Origin of the sequence: Borrelia anserina Es, assembly GCF_001936255.1 — a bacterium.
In the GTDB taxonomy this organism is placed as follows: domain Bacteria; phylum Spirochaetota; class Spirochaetia; order Borreliales; family Borreliaceae; genus Borrelia; species Borrelia anserina.
Genome location: NZ_CP014325.1, coordinates 45,893 through 62,776, shown reverse-complemented (window position 1 = coordinate 62,776; position 16,884 = coordinate 45,893). Strand labels below are relative to the sequence as shown.

Annotated in this window: 20 protein-coding genes; 18 read left to right on the top strand and 2 right to left on the bottom strand. The window is 29.1% G+C overall.

What is annotated here, in order from left to right; genetic code table 11:
- Positions 1-26: 26 nt before the first annotated feature.
- The 5 genes from N187_RS04545 (at position 27) to N187_RS04525 (ending at position 4,639) form a co-directional block, all read left to right on the top strand.
- Positions 27-593, top strand: coding sequence for a DUF226 domain-containing protein (locus N187_RS04545; protein ID WP_025420011.1), 567 nt, complete (start codon positions 27-29; stop codon positions 591-593).
- Positions 569-1,324 carry a ParA family protein gene (locus tag N187_RS04540; RefSeq protein ID WP_025420012.1) on the top strand — a complete coding sequence of 252 codons (756 nt, stop codon included), beginning with the start codon at positions 569-571 and terminating at the stop codon, positions 1,322-1,324. The genes N187_RS04545 and N187_RS04540 overlap by 25 nt, the downstream gene beginning before the upstream one ends.
- Before the next feature lie 56 nt (positions 1,325-1,380).
- A complete protein-coding gene (locus N187_RS04535) occupies positions 1,381-1,926 on the top strand; it encodes a chromosome replication/partitioning protein (RefSeq protein WP_025420013.1) in 546 nt (181 codons plus the stop codon).
- A 797-nt stretch (positions 1,927-2,723) separates the two neighbouring features.
- Complete coding sequence (locus N187_RS04530) at positions 2,724-3,284, top strand: hypothetical protein (RefSeq protein ID WP_025420014.1); 561 nt, start codon at positions 2,724-2,726, stop codon at positions 3,282-3,284.
- A gap of 2 nt (positions 3,285-3,286) precedes the next feature.
- Complete coding sequence (locus tag N187_RS04525) at positions 3,287-4,639, top strand: PBSX family phage terminase large subunit (RefSeq protein WP_025420015.1); 1,353 nt, start codon at positions 3,287-3,289, stop codon at positions 4,637-4,639.
- Positions 4,640-5,040: 401 nt separating this feature from the next.
- Here the strand turns inward: N187_RS04525 and N187_RS04520 are convergent, their stop codons facing one another.
- Both N187_RS04520 and N187_RS04515 read right to left on the bottom strand, forming a co-directional pair.
- Positions 5,041-5,499, bottom strand: coding sequence for a hypothetical protein (locus N187_RS04520; RefSeq protein ID WP_025420016.1), 459 nt, complete (start codon positions 5,497-5,499; stop codon positions 5,041-5,043).
- Positions 5,500-6,252: 753 nt separating this feature from the next.
- Entirely contained in the window at positions 6,253-7,047 is a 795-nt protein-coding gene (locus N187_RS04515) for a S2/P23 family protein (RefSeq protein WP_025420017.1), read from the bottom strand.
- Between the two features lie 242 nt (positions 7,048-7,289).
- Here N187_RS04515 and N187_RS04510 point away from each other — a divergent pair, with 242 nt between their 5' ends.
- The 13 genes from N187_RS04510 to N187_RS04450 all read left to right on the top strand — a co-directional run bounded on the left by N187_RS04510 (position 7,290) and on the right by N187_RS04450 (position 16,878).
- Positions 7,290-7,850, top strand: coding sequence for a hypothetical protein (locus tag N187_RS04510; RefSeq protein WP_025420018.1), 561 nt, complete (start codon positions 7,290-7,292; stop codon positions 7,848-7,850).
- 55 nt (positions 7,851-7,905) lie between these two features.
- Positions 7,906-8,574 carry a hypothetical protein gene (locus tag N187_RS04505; RefSeq protein WP_025420019.1) on the top strand — a complete coding sequence of 223 codons (669 nt, stop codon included), beginning with the start codon at positions 7,906-7,908 and terminating at the stop codon, positions 8,572-8,574.
- A 226-nt stretch (positions 8,575-8,800) separates the two neighbouring features.
- Positions 8,801-9,865, top strand: coding sequence for a hypothetical protein (locus tag N187_RS04500; protein ID WP_025420020.1), 1,065 nt, complete (start codon positions 8,801-8,803; stop codon positions 9,863-9,865).
- Positions 9,866-10,301: 436 nt separating this feature from the next.
- Positions 10,302-10,832 (top strand): hypothetical protein, encoded by a 531-nt coding sequence (locus tag N187_RS04495; RefSeq protein ID WP_041178738.1) that lies wholly within the window; start codon positions 10,302-10,304, stop codon positions 10,830-10,832.
- 26 nt (positions 10,833-10,858) lie between these two features.
- Positions 10,859-11,464 carry a hypothetical protein gene (locus N187_RS04490; RefSeq protein ID WP_156922717.1) on the top strand — a complete coding sequence of 202 codons (606 nt, stop codon included), beginning with the start codon at positions 10,859-10,861 and terminating at the stop codon, positions 11,462-11,464.
- A gap of 254 nt (positions 11,465-11,718) precedes the next feature.
- On the top strand, positions 11,719-11,919 hold the full coding sequence (locus N187_RS04485; protein ID WP_025420023.1) for a hypothetical protein: 201 nt from the start codon (positions 11,719-11,721) through the stop codon (positions 11,917-11,919).
- 194 nt (positions 11,920-12,113) lie between these two features.
- The gene (locus tag N187_RS04480; protein WP_025420024.1) at positions 12,114-13,304 is read left to right on the top strand and encodes an anti-CBASS protein Acb1 family protein; all 1,191 of its coding nucleotides are present in this window, start codon (positions 12,114-12,116) and stop codon (positions 13,302-13,304) included.
- A 12-nt stretch (positions 13,305-13,316) separates the two neighbouring features.
- Positions 13,317-13,883 (top strand): DUF1357 family protein, encoded by a 567-nt coding sequence (locus N187_RS04475; RefSeq protein WP_025420025.1) that lies wholly within the window; start codon positions 13,317-13,319, stop codon positions 13,881-13,883.
- A 49-nt stretch (positions 13,884-13,932) separates the two neighbouring features.
- Positions 13,933-14,535, top strand: a complete 603-nt coding sequence (locus N187_RS04470) for a DUF228 domain-containing protein (protein WP_025420026.1) — start codon at positions 13,933-13,935, stop codon at positions 14,533-14,535.
- Positions 14,536-14,605: 70 nt separating this feature from the next.
- On the top strand, positions 14,606-15,535 hold the full coding sequence (locus tag N187_RS04465; protein WP_025420027.1) for a hypothetical protein: 930 nt from the start codon (positions 14,606-14,608) through the stop codon (positions 15,533-15,535).
- 3 nt (positions 15,536-15,538) lie between these two features.
- Entirely contained in the window at positions 15,539-15,928 is a 390-nt protein-coding gene (locus N187_RS04460; RefSeq protein ID WP_025420028.1) for a DUF3890 domain-containing protein, read from the top strand.
- On the top strand, positions 15,928-16,299 hold the full coding sequence (locus tag N187_RS04455) for a DUF1506 family protein (protein ID WP_236844020.1): 372 nt from the start codon (positions 15,928-15,930) through the stop codon (positions 16,297-16,299). Before N187_RS04460 ends, N187_RS04455 begins: the two co-directional genes overlap by 1 nt.
- 39 nt (positions 16,300-16,338) lie before the next feature.
- On the top strand, positions 16,339-16,878 hold the full coding sequence (locus tag N187_RS04450; RefSeq protein ID WP_025420030.1) for a DUF764 family protein: 540 nt from the start codon (positions 16,339-16,341) through the stop codon (positions 16,876-16,878).
- Positions 16,879-16,884 lie beyond the last annotated feature (6 nt).

The following is a 16,884-nucleotide window of genomic DNA, read 5'->3' as shown; positions in this document are numbered from 1 at the left end:
TACCAATTATACAAGGGAAAGGAAGGATGGTGGCTTTACTAGAATTATTGAAACAGAAAAAAAAGGAAATAGATCCCAAGAATCAAAGGAAGGGAAAGAATAATATATTTTCCAAAGTAGAAGAGGTTAAGAATCGAAAGATATATCATACTAAGATATTTAAAGATTTTTACACATTTGGAATAAGTAAGAATGAACCAACTAAGTTTTTCATATCTCTTAGAGGAATCTTTAACATAGAAGATATAAGTATGTTTCATTTGTTTTCTGTAAGAGATAATGATGATTTTTTGGGTATTTATTATGGGATTAAGAAATTAGGTAAGGCATTTTTAGTAAAAAATTTTAATAAGGGGGAGACTTATACTTTAAGGAAGTGTGAATATATAGAGTTTAGATTTAAGAAAGGTGGAGTTTTTTGTTATCTAAGTGGGCTACACAACTTATTAAAAAAAGATAAAGTTGGAAGTTCTTATTATCAGACCTTACTTAGCATACTCCTGGAATTGGAAAGGGAGCTTTATGCATTTTACGGAAAGAAATTGCCGGAAGGGGGTATTATTCCAAGATGGATACAAAAGATACAAAAGTAATTACTATTGCATCAATCAAGGGTGGAGTAGGTAAGAGTACCACTAGTTTAATATTTGCAGCTCTTTTATCTCAATCCTTTAAGGTGTTAATTATTGACATAGATACCCAAGCATCGACTACTAGTTATTATTTTAGGATAATAAAGGAAAGAGGAATAGATTTATTTAATTTCAATATATATGAGGTTTTGATATCAAATCTGCATATTGATAATGCTATCGTAAATATTAATAGTAATTTGGATTTGATACCAAGCTATTTAACTTTGCACAAGTTTAACTCAGAATCTATTCCATACAAGGAGTTCAGATTAAAAGAGCAGTTAAAGTTATTAAGTTATGAGTATGATTACATCATACTTGATACTAATCCTAGCCTAGATTTTACTTTAACTAATGCTTTAGTATGTAGTGATTATATTATAGTGCCAATTACAGCAGAGAAATGGGCAATCGAGAGTTTAGATTTGTTTAATTTTTTCATTGAGAAATTGTCTATAAGAGTTCCTATTTATTTACTTAGTACTAAGTTTAAAAGGAACAATACTCATAAGGAGTTATTAAATATTTTGAAAGAAAATGATAATTTTCTGGGTACAATATCTGAAAGAGAAGATTTGAATAGAAGAATAGCTAAAAATGATGTTTTTGATTTGAATAAAGATTATATAAGAGAATACCAAAAAACACTTTTAAATTTGATGAGTAAAATCAAAGGCATTATGGCTTAAGCTAGAATTATAACTTGCGTACACTTAGTGTATGTACGGATAAAGGAGGGTTAAAAATGGGAATAGAGGTTAATAAGAGAAATTTATCTAAAGAGATGACACCAGAAGAACAGATATCTATTCACTATAATAAGCTTAAGGAGAGATTAAAAGTTAATTTTCAAAAGGAGATCTTTTGCAAAATTGAAGCAATGAAAGTTTTAAAAGAGATCAAGGATAATGAGTATTACAAGCTTGATAACTATGCCAGTTTTGATGATTTTGCCAAAGATTACAGACTTGCTAGGACTCAGACTTATAAGTATTTGAAGATAGCTACTGCAATTGAGGAGGGGATTGTGGAAGAGAAGTATGTTATTAACAATGGGATTAATGGAACTATGTTTTTGCTAAAAAATAGAGAAGGTGTTGGTATAAAGAGATCTAAACAGAATCCTTTAAGTCCTTTAAGGTTTCAGCTTAAATGTCCTGAAGCTTATGCATTTTATAAGCGAAATGCCAAGCTTACAAGCTTTCTTTTAGAGAAAGTTTTCTCAGATGAGAAAGAATTTTTAGCAAGAATAGTTAGTCAATTTGAGTCTATTAAGAAGAGAAAAAGATAGTATGATAGATTTATAGTGTTGGATTTATTTCTAAGAATTTTTTGTAGGTAAACTTATGATTTGGAGAGGTCAGAGGTTTTAGAAATGAACCTAATATGGAGGGGGGGTCTAAGCTTTAACATTTTTCGTTATTTTGTTATTTTTTCCAATTTTTTAAAAAAAACTTTGAAAAATATTTGCAAAATGTTTGAAATTGTTATATATTATATTTAGTACAGATTGACATGCAATGTGTCACTCTTAATATAAGGACCTGTTACCTTAAAGGGTTTATTAGGGGCTTTAGGAATAGAGTTTTTAATAAACCCTTTAGTGTAAAAAGGCTGTCAAACAGTATTTTTTCATAAATTTCTCTTTAAAGGACTAAAAAGTCCTTGCTTTAATTTATAGAGGGGTGGGGGGAGTGAAGGTATATAGGAATATTTGTTAGTTTTAGTATTTAAATTTTGATGTTGCAAGTTCTCAAGTACAATTTTTTTTGTAGTATTTAAGCTTATTTAATTATTATAGACTCTATTAACTCTATTATTTTTTTATTGTTGATTTATTTATTTTACTCCGTATTTTGTGTTACAATTATGATTATCATTAATGTGTTTGTAATTGGGGCTAGTGTTTGAAGTAATTTTTTAGTGATGCTTTTCTCCTTTTTTAGATATTGGAGCTAACCAATATCTAAATTCTATGTAATAGATTAATAAAGTTTTGAAATTAAATTATGGATATATGATTTTTTTGTTAAATTTGAATTATATAAATCTTGTTTTTTTGTAAAAACTTGTTTACAATTTATTTGCATGACATTTAAAAATAGAGAATTAAAATATAGTATTCTGTTTAGGTCCAATTTAAGTATATCTGATATTGCAAAAATATTAGATGTTAGTGAGTCTACTATTTTGGAGGCTAAACTTGATATTTTAGGTGAGCTTGTAAGTAATCCGGATGATGCTGATACTACTACTGTAGCTTCTAGTAATGTTGATTTGGATGATCTTGCTAGGGATGCAACATGTGAGGCTTATAAGCTTGAAGGGGAGCGAGACCGTTTTTATAAGTCATTTTATAGTATTGCAAATTCTTATATAAATTCTCATTTTAAGTATAAAGAACTTACTCTACAGTCTGTTTTTAAGAAGTTAATAGATATTAATAAAGAGATTTTAAATTTAGAGAGACAAATTAATGACAGTGATGATGAAAACTTATGTAAAAAACTTAGATTGAGTTTAAAGTACAAGGTTTGTAAGAAAAATCGAATGTCTAGAGAGCTTGTTTTAAGTGATATGAAGGAAGATTATGAGTGTTTGATTAAATTGAAGGAAATTTTTAAGTCTAGGGGCTTAAAGTTGGGGTAATCTTGGAGTTAAGTGCTTTATCAGTTTTTATTAAGTTGCAGAAAAGGTTTAAGCGAAAATTTAATATTGATATTGCCACATTTTCAAAAGATAAGACTAGAAAAATTGATTTTAACTTATTTGAAGATAAGTACTTAACTCTTAGACAAAGGGAAGTATTGAGAAATATAGATAATAATTTTTGCTCTAGAATAATATTTAATGGTGGAATATCCAGTGGCAAGACATTTTTGGCATCTTATTTACTTATCAAATTTTTAATTCAGAATAAAAAGTATTATTACAAGGATACTAATAATTTTATTGTAGGAAGTTCAATTGGAACATTGCTTGCTAATACCTTAAAACAGATAGAAAAAATATGTAATCTTTTAAATGTTGAGTATTATTTAAAAGATTCTCGAACTGTTTCATGTATGATCGCAGGTCTGACACTTAATGTTTATGGAGGAAAAAATAGTGATTCTTTCTCAAAGATTAGGGGTAGTAATTCTGCTATTGTGTATATTAATGAAGCAACTTTAATGCATAAAGAGACTTTACTTGAGATAATGAAAAGACTTAGGCAAAAGCCGGCTATTATTATTTTTGATACGAATCCTGATCATCCTGCACATTACTTTAAGACAGATTATATTGATAAACCCGATATATATAGGACATATAATTTTAGTATTTATGATAATCCTTTAAATTCTAAAGATTTTATTGAAACTCAGGAAATGATTTACAGAAATTTGCCTGCTTACAAAGCCCGAGTACTTCTTGGGGAGTGGATTGCTAGTGCTGATGCGTGCTTTAATGAGGTTATTCTAAATGAAGATTATACATTTAAAAGTCCAATTATGTATATTGATCCTGCATTCTCTGTTGGTATGGATAATACTGCTATTTGTGTGCTTGAACGAATGGGTGATAAGTATTATGCATATGTTTATCAAGATAGAAAGCCTATAAGTGATGAGTCAATTCTTAATGCTATTTGTGTGTTGGCAGAGAACTTTAATGTTAATACACTCTATGTTGAGGATCGAGATAATACTGATGGTTATGGATTTTTAACAAAAATTATGGTCTCTCTCAGGCGAGGCATGAATCATTATTTTAAAATATCAGCTGTTAAGCCTTTAAGTAATAAATTTATGAGAATATGTACTTTGATACCCCTATTTAACTCTCGCAAAATAGAGTTTTTAAAGATTACAGATAACAATGTTATCAATGATATTTATAGCTATAGTGGCAATTTTAAAAGTAGAGATGACTGTCTTGATGCTTTAAGTTCCTGTTATTTACTCTTAAGCCTTGAATATAAGGATAAATTTAAGCATTTTGCTAAGAGTAGGTATATTTAATTTTAATTTAGGTATCAGTATAAATTAGAAACTACAGTTTAAGTGATTCTTTCATTAAAATTGGATAATCATTATAAAATATTAATTTTAAAAAGCGAGGTTCAATTTTTTTATATATACGTTTATTTAAAAATTGTGTTTAGAGTTTTATTATTTTGAGCTATACAATTGATTAGTAAGTATTTTAAGATTGTAATTTTTTCTATATGTTTCTATACAAATGAAATTTTAATGCGCGTATGGGTACAGATTTATTTTTATTCTGAGATGATAATTCTCTTTTTTTCGAAATGTGTAGTACTTTTTTAGTAAACAAGGTATATACATAAAAAGATAAATGCGCTACTACAGTAGCGCATTTTGTTATCCTACTTTATATTAACTTACTATTCTTATAAGATTTATTCTTCTAAAGCTTCCTTGAATATTTTAACAACATAGTCATAACTGTCAACTGTATTTTCATCACCATCTACAAATTTTAGATATTTTATTACGTTTACAAATTCTTTATCAATTTCTGTAACATTTGCATTTTTATTCTTTTTAGCAACTTCTAATGCCTTTTTTGCGGCTAGTGCTTTCAAGAACCTTTCTTCATAAGTTGATATAGCTCTAAATGCATCGTTTAACTTATTTTCTTTGTAAGTTTTACCTGCAGATGGGTCAGGTATGAGAGATTTAATGTCTTCAAAATTTTTAGCAAGGGGTGTTAGTTTTGATAAATCTGGGAAAACTTTTATATATGCCTTGCCTTTTCCTGTACCATATAGTGATGGATCAGTTTTGTCTGGACAGCAACCTAGTATAGCTAATGAAGCTATTGTTACCATTATGGTGTTTAAAATAATTCTTTTCATTAGATATTCTCCTTCTTATCGTGTTACCTACTTATTATTTTGTGTGTAACTCGATAATAAAATTTATTTTATTAATTGTAATATTATGCTATCATTTTTGATATTAAAGTACAAGGGTATTCTATGTTGGTAAGTAATATTAATAAATAACTTATATTAATAGATTATTAATACAAGTTGGCAATGTTCTAAATATAATTTATGTTTTCTTTACTTCTATTAAATCTTGTATTTTTATTTGTTATTGGATGTATTTTAATTATACATCTTTAGAAAATATAACTTTTAAAAGTTTGTTTGATTATAATTGCAATTTAAATTGTGATTTTAAATTTTTTTAGGTAATGCTTGATCAATTCATATATTGATATACATTTGTTATTAACAATGGATGATGACAAGTAGTTTGAGTATCTAAGAAGGTGATGACTTAATTGATAATGTAGGTAGTTCAAGTAAAATTAGCTCTTAAACTGCTTTTGTTTGTTATTTGTAGTTTTTTCATTTAAATCTGAAAATGTGGATTAATAGTGGAGAAATAGCTTTGTCATCATTTTTACAGTATTTATTAAGAGTTATGTTTAAGTAAGTTAATTATATTACAAAGTATTGAAATGGCAGCTTTGCTAATTGCTAAGTTAGCGTTGTTATGACATAAGATCCTACACTGTAGTCTATGAAGCTGTGGTGTAGAATCTTAGTTTTTTTATCTTTTGATATGTTAAATTCTATTTATTTTATTATTAAATTATGTTAAAGTCTAAAATCAGGACTAGTTGCCCTGATTTCTGGATATTTGCTAAGTACTTCTTTGATTAACTTAGTCAGATAAGTAGTGTTGAGCAATATTGTATGTTGATTGATAGTATTGTTTTTCTTATTCTTAACCTCTATTTTAGCTTTTATGTATTTATCTCGTGTAAGGGCTGGTATTGTTTTAGCATTTTCACCTGCTATCCAAAATGGATTTGCATTAAGATATCCAGGTTCTTCTGAAGGTTCTGTCTGTAATGGCTTGTAAAGTATGGAGACATGTCTTGAATTGAAATCCAGTTCAGGATTGTCTATTAAAGAAAAGCTTGTAACTTCCAGATCTTTACCACCATTCTTAGTTGTCTCAAATAGTACGATAGGCATGATATTGTTGCTAGCATTTCCATTTTCTGTAATAGGGGATATTGAGTAGGAATATCTGAGTTTATCTTTAAATTCACTTATGGGGTTGCCCTCTAGTCCCATAATAGTTATTGCTTTGTTCTTAATCCATTTTGCATTTATTGAGTAAACAGGAATCGTTGAGAAAAGAGAAATCTTTATTGTTTTTATGCCTTCTATTGTTTCATATGGTTCTTTTTTCTCTTGTATTAAGAAATCAGAATAAGTGTTATATTTTGTACCGTTCTTGTTTTGTGGTGTTAAGTAGTTCTTCTTTTGAACTTGATTTGGGTTGGATTCTTTGTAATTGTCAATCAACTTTTGAGATGCTGCATCATTGCATTGTATATATAAAATTAAGATGGGTATTAATAATAATATTTTTATGTTCATAAATATTTCTCCTTGAAGTTATTTATAAGTTACTTCATATTGTTTATTTCCTAAGGTATTAGTTTTTCTTTTTGTTAAGTTTTTATTATCTCATAAGTTTGGAATTTTATCATCTTAGGTTTATAATTGCTGTAAAATTTTTATTTTGTTATTTGTATTTAGGAGGTATTATTTGATTATTTCTTTTAGATGTGGTTATTTTGAAATTATTAATAGTATCTTACATTACAAGGTTAGGAATTATGTTTTTGAATTTTATTTTGATGTTGACATTTGTAATTTTTAGTTGTTCAGATTCAGTTTTAGCTTCAGAAGAGATTGAGATTTTACATAATGTTAATGACGGTACAGTTTGTGTAAAGATGGTTTTAAATAATAAATCAGGTTTAGTTCATGTAAGTTATCCTTATAGGCATGAGAAGGATAATGGTAGGCATATTATTTTTGATTTTGATATTTTGACTGGTAAACCCCTTAATCTTTTAAAGGTTGCTTTTAATGGTATTCCAGTTGAGCATAAATATTTGAGGTCATCTTATGATGGAAAACAGTTAGAATTGAATTATAAGCAATATTTTTTGCCTTTTGATGATTCAATTGATAAGACAGGCTTTTTGATTCATCTAAATACCGAATTAGGTGAACATTTAGGATTATTAGAAGTTGCGAGAAATGAAGGTTTAAGATTTGATGTTGAGTGTGTTGAGCGTGATAGTGGTGTTAAGAGAAATATTTCTTTTAGCTTTAGTATTGATAGTGCTCAGAAATTTTTTGATATTGTTGATAAGTTTAGAGCTTATTGAGGTTGTTAATTGGTATTTTTTAGTAATTATTAAAATGTATTTGGTGGAGGAATAGATGGGTAAGATTAAGTCACTTATATTTAAAATATATGTTTTTGTACTTACGTGTTTTTTTATATTTTTCATTTTCTTTTTTATCCTGTTCTTAAGAGGGGATATTTTTAATAGCTTATTTGGGGTAAAGACGCGCTATGGTTTAAATGAATATGATAGTGTGATAGGCAAGCGTACTTATGCAGAAGATTTTAGTTCAGGTAATATAAAGCATATTTTTTTTAAAGCGTTGTATGTTAATAAACACTCTAAAAAATTTGAGGCTTTGCAGGATAAGGAGAAGAGAGAATTCTTTGATTCCTATCCGTCTTTTATTTTATGTCTTGAACTAGTTGATAATGGACGTTTAATGAGTTTTAAAGATGTGATTTTTGATGGGGTTGATGCTAGTTTTTATAATCAAAAAATAACTAATTCAGAATTTAATTCACTAGATATACCATATTTTCAAATTGATGGCAGTAATGATTTCAATGAGCAATATTTAGGTGAGTATTCAGTTAGGGTGGTTAATAAGGTGACTCTTAAACTTAATGAAACACTGTTTAGGGCTTTACGTGAGCAGGTGAAATTTAAAATTACTTTAGTTTCTAATGATGATGTGGAGTATAGTGTTGAAACTGAGAACTTCTTGTCTAAGAGTCATTTTAATATTTTAAATCGAAACTAAGATTTTAAAATTCAATCATTAATTTAGTTAATGTCCAAAGTCTGTTTATATATTGTATTTAATGTGGTGTACATACAGGTAGCTTTATCTTTTATAAATTATTATGCAAATTTGAAATTTTTCCTTTAAATATGATTTTATTGTTATATAATTTGTCATTTATGATTGCATACTTAAAGAACGTTAATATTTAAATTCATTGAGGAGGTTAATATATAAAAATTTTATGAGAAGGTTTAATATCTTTGTGTTTTTAAGTGCGTTGTCACTTAGTTGTAATAATGCACCTGGTGAAGGATTTATGGGTGTTTTCAGTAATCCAATAGATCAAAAAATAGTTTCTGATGCTGATAGTCAGAACTCGGAAGTTGTTAGTTTAGGATTAGCAATTTCTGAGGCTTTGAATATTGTGATTAAAGATATTGATTCTGATGAAGTGACTATTGACGGAATTAAAGCTGGCATTCATGTTTTAGAGTATTTTTTTAAAGTTATGCTTCAAGGTGTAGAACATATTGCTCCTATTTCTATGAAAGGAATTGAAGTTGCTATGGATGTATTTCAAGAAGCAGGATCGTTTGCTATTACTCTTCTTCAGGACTTAGGAAGTAGTTTTTTAGGTAAAGATTCAAGTGGTGATGATACATCTAGTGTTGCTTTATCTAATACTCCACAACAAATGACAACAAATACAGTAGAATCAAGTACTGTAGTATCAAATACGGATAGTTCTGATAGTGTTGTTTCAGTTTCAGACGAAGTTACAACAGATAGTAGTACTGATGCTGCTCAAGAATCAAGTGGCGTTGATACTAGTGTTTCAGATGTCAAAGCTGCTGTTCCATCATCTGTTCATCAAGAAAATGAGATTACTAAAAATGGTGTAGCTTTACGCCCGGGTGCTGCTAGGAAAAGAAAACGTGGAAAATCGTTAAAAAGCCGTCCTAAGCAGTCTGTTGCCGCTCAAAAACCCGCTCAGAAAACTGTTAGTGTGCAGAAGTCGCAAGAAGTTGATTTTGATGAAAGAGCTTTGAAATTTGCTAAATGGTTAAGCGTGAATAACAAAAGGAGGCTGAAAGAAATTATCGGTCTTCTTGGTCAAATGGCTGGGCACGACAAAGGTTCGAATTCCTATGATTTATCAGATTTGGGACACTATTCAGTTTCCATGTACAGCTTAGTGAAAGAGATATTAAGAAGTAGTGGGCCTGAGATTACTGATAGTAGTAGTCAAGCTAACGTTAAATTATTTAGAGCTTTAAAAGAAAAGTTGAAGAACAAGGTGAGGTGAGTGTAAATTTTTTACATTATAAGATCTAATCTTGAACTTAAACTTTGATAAGTTAATTAAAATTGATATGTATCCTAGGGTTTGTGAAAACTTTAGGATATATTTTTATTTATTCAATTTTTGTTGCTGAAGAGTTAATATTTGGTATTTAAAAATCTTTTAAGATCAGGGAATGTTGACAAGAGAGTTACATCTGATGTGATTTAGGGGATAATCGTTGCTGTTGTTTCTGGATTGTGAGTGAGTTTTCTTTGAGTTTATTGTTTTAAGCATTAGAATATATTTTTTAAGGGTAATGTACATATTCAAAATATAGATTATATTGTTTTGTGAGGTTTTTTTTAAAATTATTGATTAATATCTGTTTTAAGTATAAACTTTAGCGTATGGTTAACTATTAAGGATTAATGTTTTGTTAATGAAGATTCTTCGATTTATGGTGGCAGGAAAACTTTTTTTAAAAGCATTATTTTTGACAATTAATTTGCTTGTATTTTGTGATGTATTTGCTAAAGAGACACAAGAGCTTAAAGTACATTATGCAGGCGATAGGAATGGCTCAGGGAGCGTTTCATTGAATTTAACTAATAACGGTGATTTCTTTTCAATTAGTTATAGTGATTATAGTGGTTATGTAAGTGCAAATGTTGAGCTTAATAGTGATCAAGCTCTTAAAATAAAGATGATTAGATTAAACGATAATGCAATTTGTATTGGAACTTCATATGTTAAGGATATGCCATTTAGTATGTTTAATAAGAATAGAAAATGGATTTATAGTGTTGATCTTGATTTTAAGCGTTGCAAGTCAGAGTGGAGAGAATTGATTAAGGAAGCTAGGGGTGGATATTTGAAGTTTTTTGTTGTGTGCATTGAGTCGGGAACTAATTTTGAAAAGCGATATTCTTTTAAAGTTAGTTCAGCAAATTTGAGTAGTTTGGTTAATATTTTAGAATTATTAACTTAATATATTCGTGTGATTAGGAGAGATACATGGTATTTACTCGATTGATTACGATAATGTGTCATATGTTTTTATTTTATGTATTGATTATATTCTTGATCTCGGCAAATGTGGAATCGTATTGTGAGAATAATTTTTTTTGCTATAAACGATATTCTAAAGAATTTAAATCTGGTAGCATAAGTCGTATTTCTTTTTGGGAACAAAGTATGACTAAGGTTGCTAAGGAACAGATAAAATCAGACCCATACAAAGGGGATTACACAAAAGCAATTTTAGAAGGTTATCCAGCTTATTTTTTAAAATTTACAATAGCTGGTGAGTGTAGAGCAGTGAATATTAAAAGCATAGTGTTTGATGGTGCAGAAGCAGAAGTGTCAGTATTTGAGCTTTATGAGCCTAGTGCACAACTTGCAACGATTAAGGATTTTCAAATGGGAGATCCTAGGTTTAATGAGAAATTTTTAAAAATTCTCTTTCCAGTTCCAGTTCACAATACTTTTACTATTGCTCTTAGGAGGAGATTTGTTGATAAACTTAAAAATCTAGATAGGATTAAAGTTACTCTGACTTCTCATTATGATAAGGAGTTTGTTTTAGAGACAGATAATTTTATAAAAAACCATGGATTTTAATTGTGTTTTTAAGAGAAATGAGTTTTATTTATTAGTGTATAATGTGTGTTACTTTATTATTTAAGAAAGTATCTATATTTCTGTAAGTAAAATCATTTTTAATGATTTTACTTTTTTAAATTTTTTTAGTTTTAATTTTTGTAACTTTGGTGTCTGTGATATTGACATATATTTAATTTTGTAAGGGTATAATATATTTATTTTTCACTCTTAACAAATTGTAATTTTAATAATAATTTTAGGAGTTAATAATTGTGGAGACTATTAAGAGTATTTTAATTTCTTTTGTTCAAGTAATTTGTATTGTTTGTATTGCATTTGTGAAATCTGTTAGTGTTATTTTAACTTTTTTAATGAAAATTAATTTTATTATTTTGACTGTTTTTATAAGAATTATTCTCTTTGTGGTAATGATATTAGATGAAGCACTTTTAAAAAAAAAAGAGAGACCTTGAGGTAAGTTTAGATAGGCTAATTTGTTTAAAGAGTGATTTAAGATTGTATTAAAATCTAATTTGTGAGTCAACTAGTATCAAGTTATAGAGAATTTAATAGAAAAAACAATAATGTAATATTAATTATTAACTTATATATAGTTTACATAGTTAAATATTATTGATATAATTAATGTGTGATATTTAAAAAAGGTATGAATAATTTTGAACGTGTATTATTTAATAAGTATGCAATTGATCCGTTAAAGCTTTACAGATATTCATTATTTTTTAGGAATTATATAGAGAACTCGGCAGAGGATGCATTAAGGCCTGGAATTAGGTTAGAAGTTTTGGATTCTTCTACGCTTGATTTCAATAATTTGCAAACCTTAAGCTTGGAACTCTCAGAAGCACTTCTTGAGGCTATGATAAGCTATAGGTTTCATGGAGCAGGATATATTTTAATTAAGCCTAAAGTTTTAGATGAAGATTTAAGCAGGAGTGTTAATGATGAATTACCATTTGGATTTAAGTATTTGGATTATAAGCGTATAAGAGATGATCACAGTAATGATTATTTAGAGTATTTGCAGGATGATGGTACGTCTATTGTCTTGCACAAGAGTCGAGTTATAATTCATGAAAATTTTGATTATATACTAGGGGAGCATACTCCAGCTTATACTCAAAGCTTGCTTTTAAGCATTTGTCTTTTGGAGCAGATATATTCTGAGATTGAGAAGCGTATTGGTCAATATAATTTTTTGTTTTATAAAGATGAGCAATTAGTTGAGCTTTTAGAGACTTTGCAGGATGCTAGGAGTCAGATCAGTCATTTTAGTACTAAGGGTAAGGGATTATTTTCTACTTTTTTTAAAAATAGTGACAACCTAAGTAAAGGTTTAGGTACGGTTGGATTTGAGCTTGATCGTGTGTTTGAGAGGCTAAGAGGCGGTCTTTGTAATGAAGGAATATTTTACAGTGCTGATGAGGGTGCAAGCATACAAGTTGTCAAATATGATCTGTCCTTTTTAAAGGATGCGTTTGAGCTTGTAAAAGCAAAGATAGGGGCTGATACTAAAGAACCACTAACTAGGAGTTTTAATGAACAGGTAAAGGGTTTAGGAAGTGATGGTAAGGGTGACAGAGCTAACTATGTTGATTTTTTGCATACTGTTCAAGAAGCAGCGGTACTTTCAGTTAATCTGAAGCTTAATAAGCATTACAGACTTAACATGCGTTTTAATGATTTAGTTATATTAAGTGATGATCAAAAATTAGAAAGGGACATAAGATTGCTTGATATGTATTCTAAATATCTAGAGATTATAAGAGAAAATTCTTTAGGTAGTGATGAGATAGAGATGTTAAAGAGTAATTTACATTTTAATTTTAGATTTTAGGAGGTTTGATTGATGAAGAGCGAGTCGGTCGGTATAAATGTTTCAGATGAATTTAAAGAAGGTATTAGTCTTAATCAGAGTTTAAATACTAGTGAGATTAGTAATGTAGGCCAGGGTGGTGGTGATATTAATGTTAATGATACTCATAATGATGCATTACTAGCTAGGGCTGTTTGGATTACTAGGCTTGCTGATGATAATTTAAGTTTAAGTTATAGTACTCAGGAGCTTTTAAATGGAGGACATTCATTAGTTGAGGTTTTAGATATTCAAACATGTGAGATTATAAAAAAATATGTTGATGAGAAACAGATATTGGCAGTTGCAGGTAATCTTGATATTTTAAGTTTAAATGCTGGTATTAAGGATATGCTATTAAGGCTTGCAAGTGTAAATATTGATTCATCCAAGAATAGTAATAATTCCTATAGTCTAATGACTTTTAATAAAGGGAATGCAAGGGAGGTATTAAATTTACGAAATATGAATAATACAATAAAGGATTATAAAGATTTAAGGCAAGCAATGCTTAATGAGTGGATTCAGATTAGGCAGGACTTTTATGCTGTTAAATCTTAAGTTATTTTAATATTTATTTAAATTTAAAAAATTTTAAAGGAGAGTATTTATGCCAGATAAAAGTGAGTTGGAGGCAAGCTTAGCTAAACTGACTCAAGAGAAGAGTAGACTGGAGAGTGAACTTGCATCTCTTAAGGTAAATAAGCAAGCATCAGTCTTAGAAAAACTTAAAAGTTATAGCACGCATCCGGCGGTTTTTGATAAGTCCAGTCAGTTTGGATCATTTGATATTTATTTTTCCCATAAAGGAGGATTGCAATATTCTCTAGCAGATAAGTTTGAAAATTATCAAGCTGTTGATTTTTGCTATAAACGTGGAGTTAAACTAGTTGTTGATAATAGTATGTCACCTTGTATAGCACGTGGCGGTGGTAGTGATCTTTATGGAATTTGCATAGATTATGATGACATGACAAAGATAGCAACAGTTATATCAATTGCTAGTAGTTTTGAATGTGTTTTACTCTCAGATGTTAGTGTTAAAGCTGGCGATAAGTTAGTTTTTGATAATGAGGGAGTACTTGCAAAGATTAGTGATAATGCTACTTATATGCAAGCAATGGCTTTAAGTGACGCTTTAGAATTTAGAGATAGGCCTGGATTTTATGGTACAAAGGTTATGCTCATCAGTAAGCCTGTTACACAGATTTGATTTGGGTATTTATTATTTATTCGAATTTGAATTAAAAAAATTAGTTAAAAATTTAAGGAGAAACTAAACATTGAATGAAAGTCTATTTAATAATGAAGAATTTATCAATACTGTTAGGGATGCTTTGACCTTTGATAAACCAATTCCTGAATATTATCATTTTTTTGATAATGAACAGATAGAGAGTAGTGATTTATCGTTTGCAAGCGAAAAGGTTATAAAGTGGAATTCAAGTATAGTAGATCTTCCGACACTTAAGGTAAATGATTTTAGTACCGTGTCTACTATAAAATTTAAAAGACAAGTGGTTCTTGTTAATTATTTACCATTTCAGTATGCCTTTACATATTATGCACCTGATGGGAAATTGGATATCCAGGCGATTAATAATATTAATATGAGAGAAGGGCTTAGGTATTCATTGTCTGAGATACATAAACTTTTAAGTTCACATTATCTGAGAGGTGGTTTGTGCTTTTCAAGTGATCAAAAGAATCATAGAACCCTTCTTGTTGATGAGACTAACCGTGAGACCATGTATGGACTGCTTAATCTTCCGGGTCAAATAGATAAGACTATAAGTGTTTCACAACCTTCAGACTTAGTAAGAGCTTTTAATGCTGAGGTAGGCCAAATTAATTTAGAAGATGAAAGGAGAGTTCCTTTTAAAGTATTAACAACTCCTAGAATTAAAGCAAGCTTGCTTGAGAGATTGCGTCATAATAATTATTCATATAAGGATATGTTATTCGACTCTTTAAGGGCAATAAATAATGATGCTGATATTGAGCTTGAGACTACGAACTTACTAAATGATGAGATGTTAATTTATCCACGAAGTTCTAAGCTCTTGTTGTTAAAAGATGGTCATCCTCCTGTTTTAAATGCATATACACAGATGTCAAGTAGTAATTTTAGGACTAGTTTTCTAGACTTTTCTATTGGAAGCATTCTTGCAAGTGAAAAGTCAATACTTAGATTTAAGATCAATTGGGTTTGATTAATGGATAGCGGATATTTGGATAAAATTTATGATAAAGTACTGAATTTCCTGATGCTTAAGTCAGAGGAACTTGGTTTTGAAGAATTTAAAGTGTATGTGGAGTTACTTGAGGATGTTTTACTTAGTCAGGGTTTAGGTCTTGAAGATTTAAGTATGAGTAAGGTATTTTTGCTTATCTATTATTTTCTTGGATGTGAGCTTAAAAAGAGAGGCAGGCTTTTACATTTTGATTTTAATAAAGTTAAGTCTGAGCGACTAAATGAGATATTAGTGGAATATTCAGATTATGTATTGCACAATGAGGCCTTAAGTAAGGATTTCTGTGTTGCTTTCAATAATCTTGTAAAAGATATTAAGAATTGTAAGAGGGCATTAATAGGGGTTATATGATGGTTGGTATTGGTTTGGCTGTAACTGATAGCATTAAAAGGTATTCAAAGCCCATGCTTTTATTTAAAAGAGACTTAATTAAAAATAGAACCAATGCTTCTTATGAGAAAAAGATCGATAGAAAAAATTCTACTAAGTTTGAAGGAGTCTTTTTACTTAAAAGTGAAGAGAATATTGAACTTTTCAATTCGAATGTCTATATAAGAGAAATTCGTGCTAAGGTCTATACTTTGAGTACCCTTGATTTTAACCGGGAAGATCAGGTTTTAATAGGTGATAATTGGATGGAGATTATAAGTTTGGTTAAGTATTTTGATGTGTATTTTTATGGAAAAGTTGGATATACCATTTTGATGCTTAGGAAACTTTAATGTCTGGTTAAAGAGAGCATTACCTTAAGGAGAGTGTTTGTGTTGCTTAATTTATATGAATCACAATCTTTTTTAATAAAAATATTTCTTCATTTTAAGAATTACTTAAAACATTTTTCTTTAAGGTTAGAGATTATAAATTCTTATAATTCTCTGTGTTTAAATGATTTAGAAGATAATTATTCTTACATTATAGTCATAAACCCTGCAGGTTTCGATTGCCTTGAGCCAAGAAGTTTAAGGAGTGGGAGTTTTTATGAAAATGTTAATGAGTTTGGATTAAAGTTTACTATTTATTTTTTGGGATTTGTAAGGACGTCAGGTGAACTGAAGACTTATGTTAATTTGCATAAGCTTTATGAATATTTTTTGGGGTTTTTGCATGAAAATTCTTGTAAATTTGAGTTTTCAAAGCCTATAGAGGGAAAATATAACTTGTCGTTGAATTATTACCTGAAATCCATGGGCGATTTGATCAATGGAGGTTTTGTTAATATTTCTTGTAATGATCAAAAAGCAGTTTTGGGTTTAAGTCAGCATTACAGAGCGGACATACAGGTTATTGAGACCAAGAGTTAGAATTAA

Bases quoted from the DNA above. Each gene is read 5' to 3' on its own strand.
- N187_RS04495 (WP_041178738.1), top strand. From the start codon at position 10,302: ATGGTGGCAGGAAAACTTTTTTTAAAAGCATTATTTTTGACAATTAAT.
- N187_RS04480 (WP_025420024.1), top strand. From the start codon at position 12,114: ATGAATAATTTTGAACGTGTATTATTTAATAAGTATGCAATTGATCCG.
- N187_RS04455 (WP_236844020.1), top strand. From the start codon at position 15,928: ATGGTTGGTATTGGTTTGGCTGTAACTGATAGCATTAAAAGGTATTCA.
- N187_RS04520 (WP_025420016.1), bottom strand. From the start codon at position 5,499: ATGAAAAGAATTATTTTAAACACCATAATGGTAACAATAGCTTCATTA.
- N187_RS04545 (WP_025420011.1), top strand. From the start codon at position 27: ATGGTGGCTTTACTAGAATTATTGAAACAGAAAAAAAAGGAAATAGAT.
- N187_RS04535 (WP_025420013.1), top strand. From the start codon at position 1,381: ATGGGAATAGAGGTTAATAAGAGAAATTTATCTAAAGAGATGACACCA.
- N187_RS04515 (WP_025420017.1), bottom strand. From the start codon at position 7,047: ATGAACATAAAAATATTATTATTAATACCCATCTTAATTTTATATATA.
- N187_RS04510 (WP_025420018.1), top strand. From the start codon at position 7,290: ATGTTTTTGAATTTTATTTTGATGTTGACATTTGTAATTTTTAGTTGT.
- N187_RS04500 (WP_025420020.1), top strand. From the start codon at position 8,801: ATGAGAAGGTTTAATATCTTTGTGTTTTTAAGTGCGTTGTCACTTAGT.
- N187_RS04470 (WP_025420026.1), top strand. From the start codon at position 13,933: ATGCCAGATAAAAGTGAGTTGGAGGCAAGCTTAGCTAAACTGACTCAA.
- N187_RS04460 (WP_025420028.1), top strand. From the start codon at position 15,539: ATGGATAGCGGATATTTGGATAAAATTTATGATAAAGTACTGAATTTC.
- N187_RS04530 (WP_025420014.1), top strand. From the start codon at position 2,724: ATGACATTTAAAAATAGAGAATTAAAATATAGTATTCTGTTTAGGTCC.
- N187_RS04540 (WP_025420012.1), top strand. From the start codon at position 569: ATGGATACAAAAGATACAAAAGTAATTACTATTGCATCAATCAAGGGT.
- N187_RS04505 (WP_025420019.1), top strand. From the start codon at position 7,906: ATGGGTAAGATTAAGTCACTTATATTTAAAATATATGTTTTTGTACTT.
- N187_RS04475 (WP_025420025.1), top strand. From the start codon at position 13,317: ATGAAGAGCGAGTCGGTCGGTATAAATGTTTCAGATGAATTTAAAGAA.
- N187_RS04490 (WP_156922717.1), top strand. From the start codon at position 10,859: ATGGTATTTACTCGATTGATTACGATAATGTGTCATATGTTTTTATTT.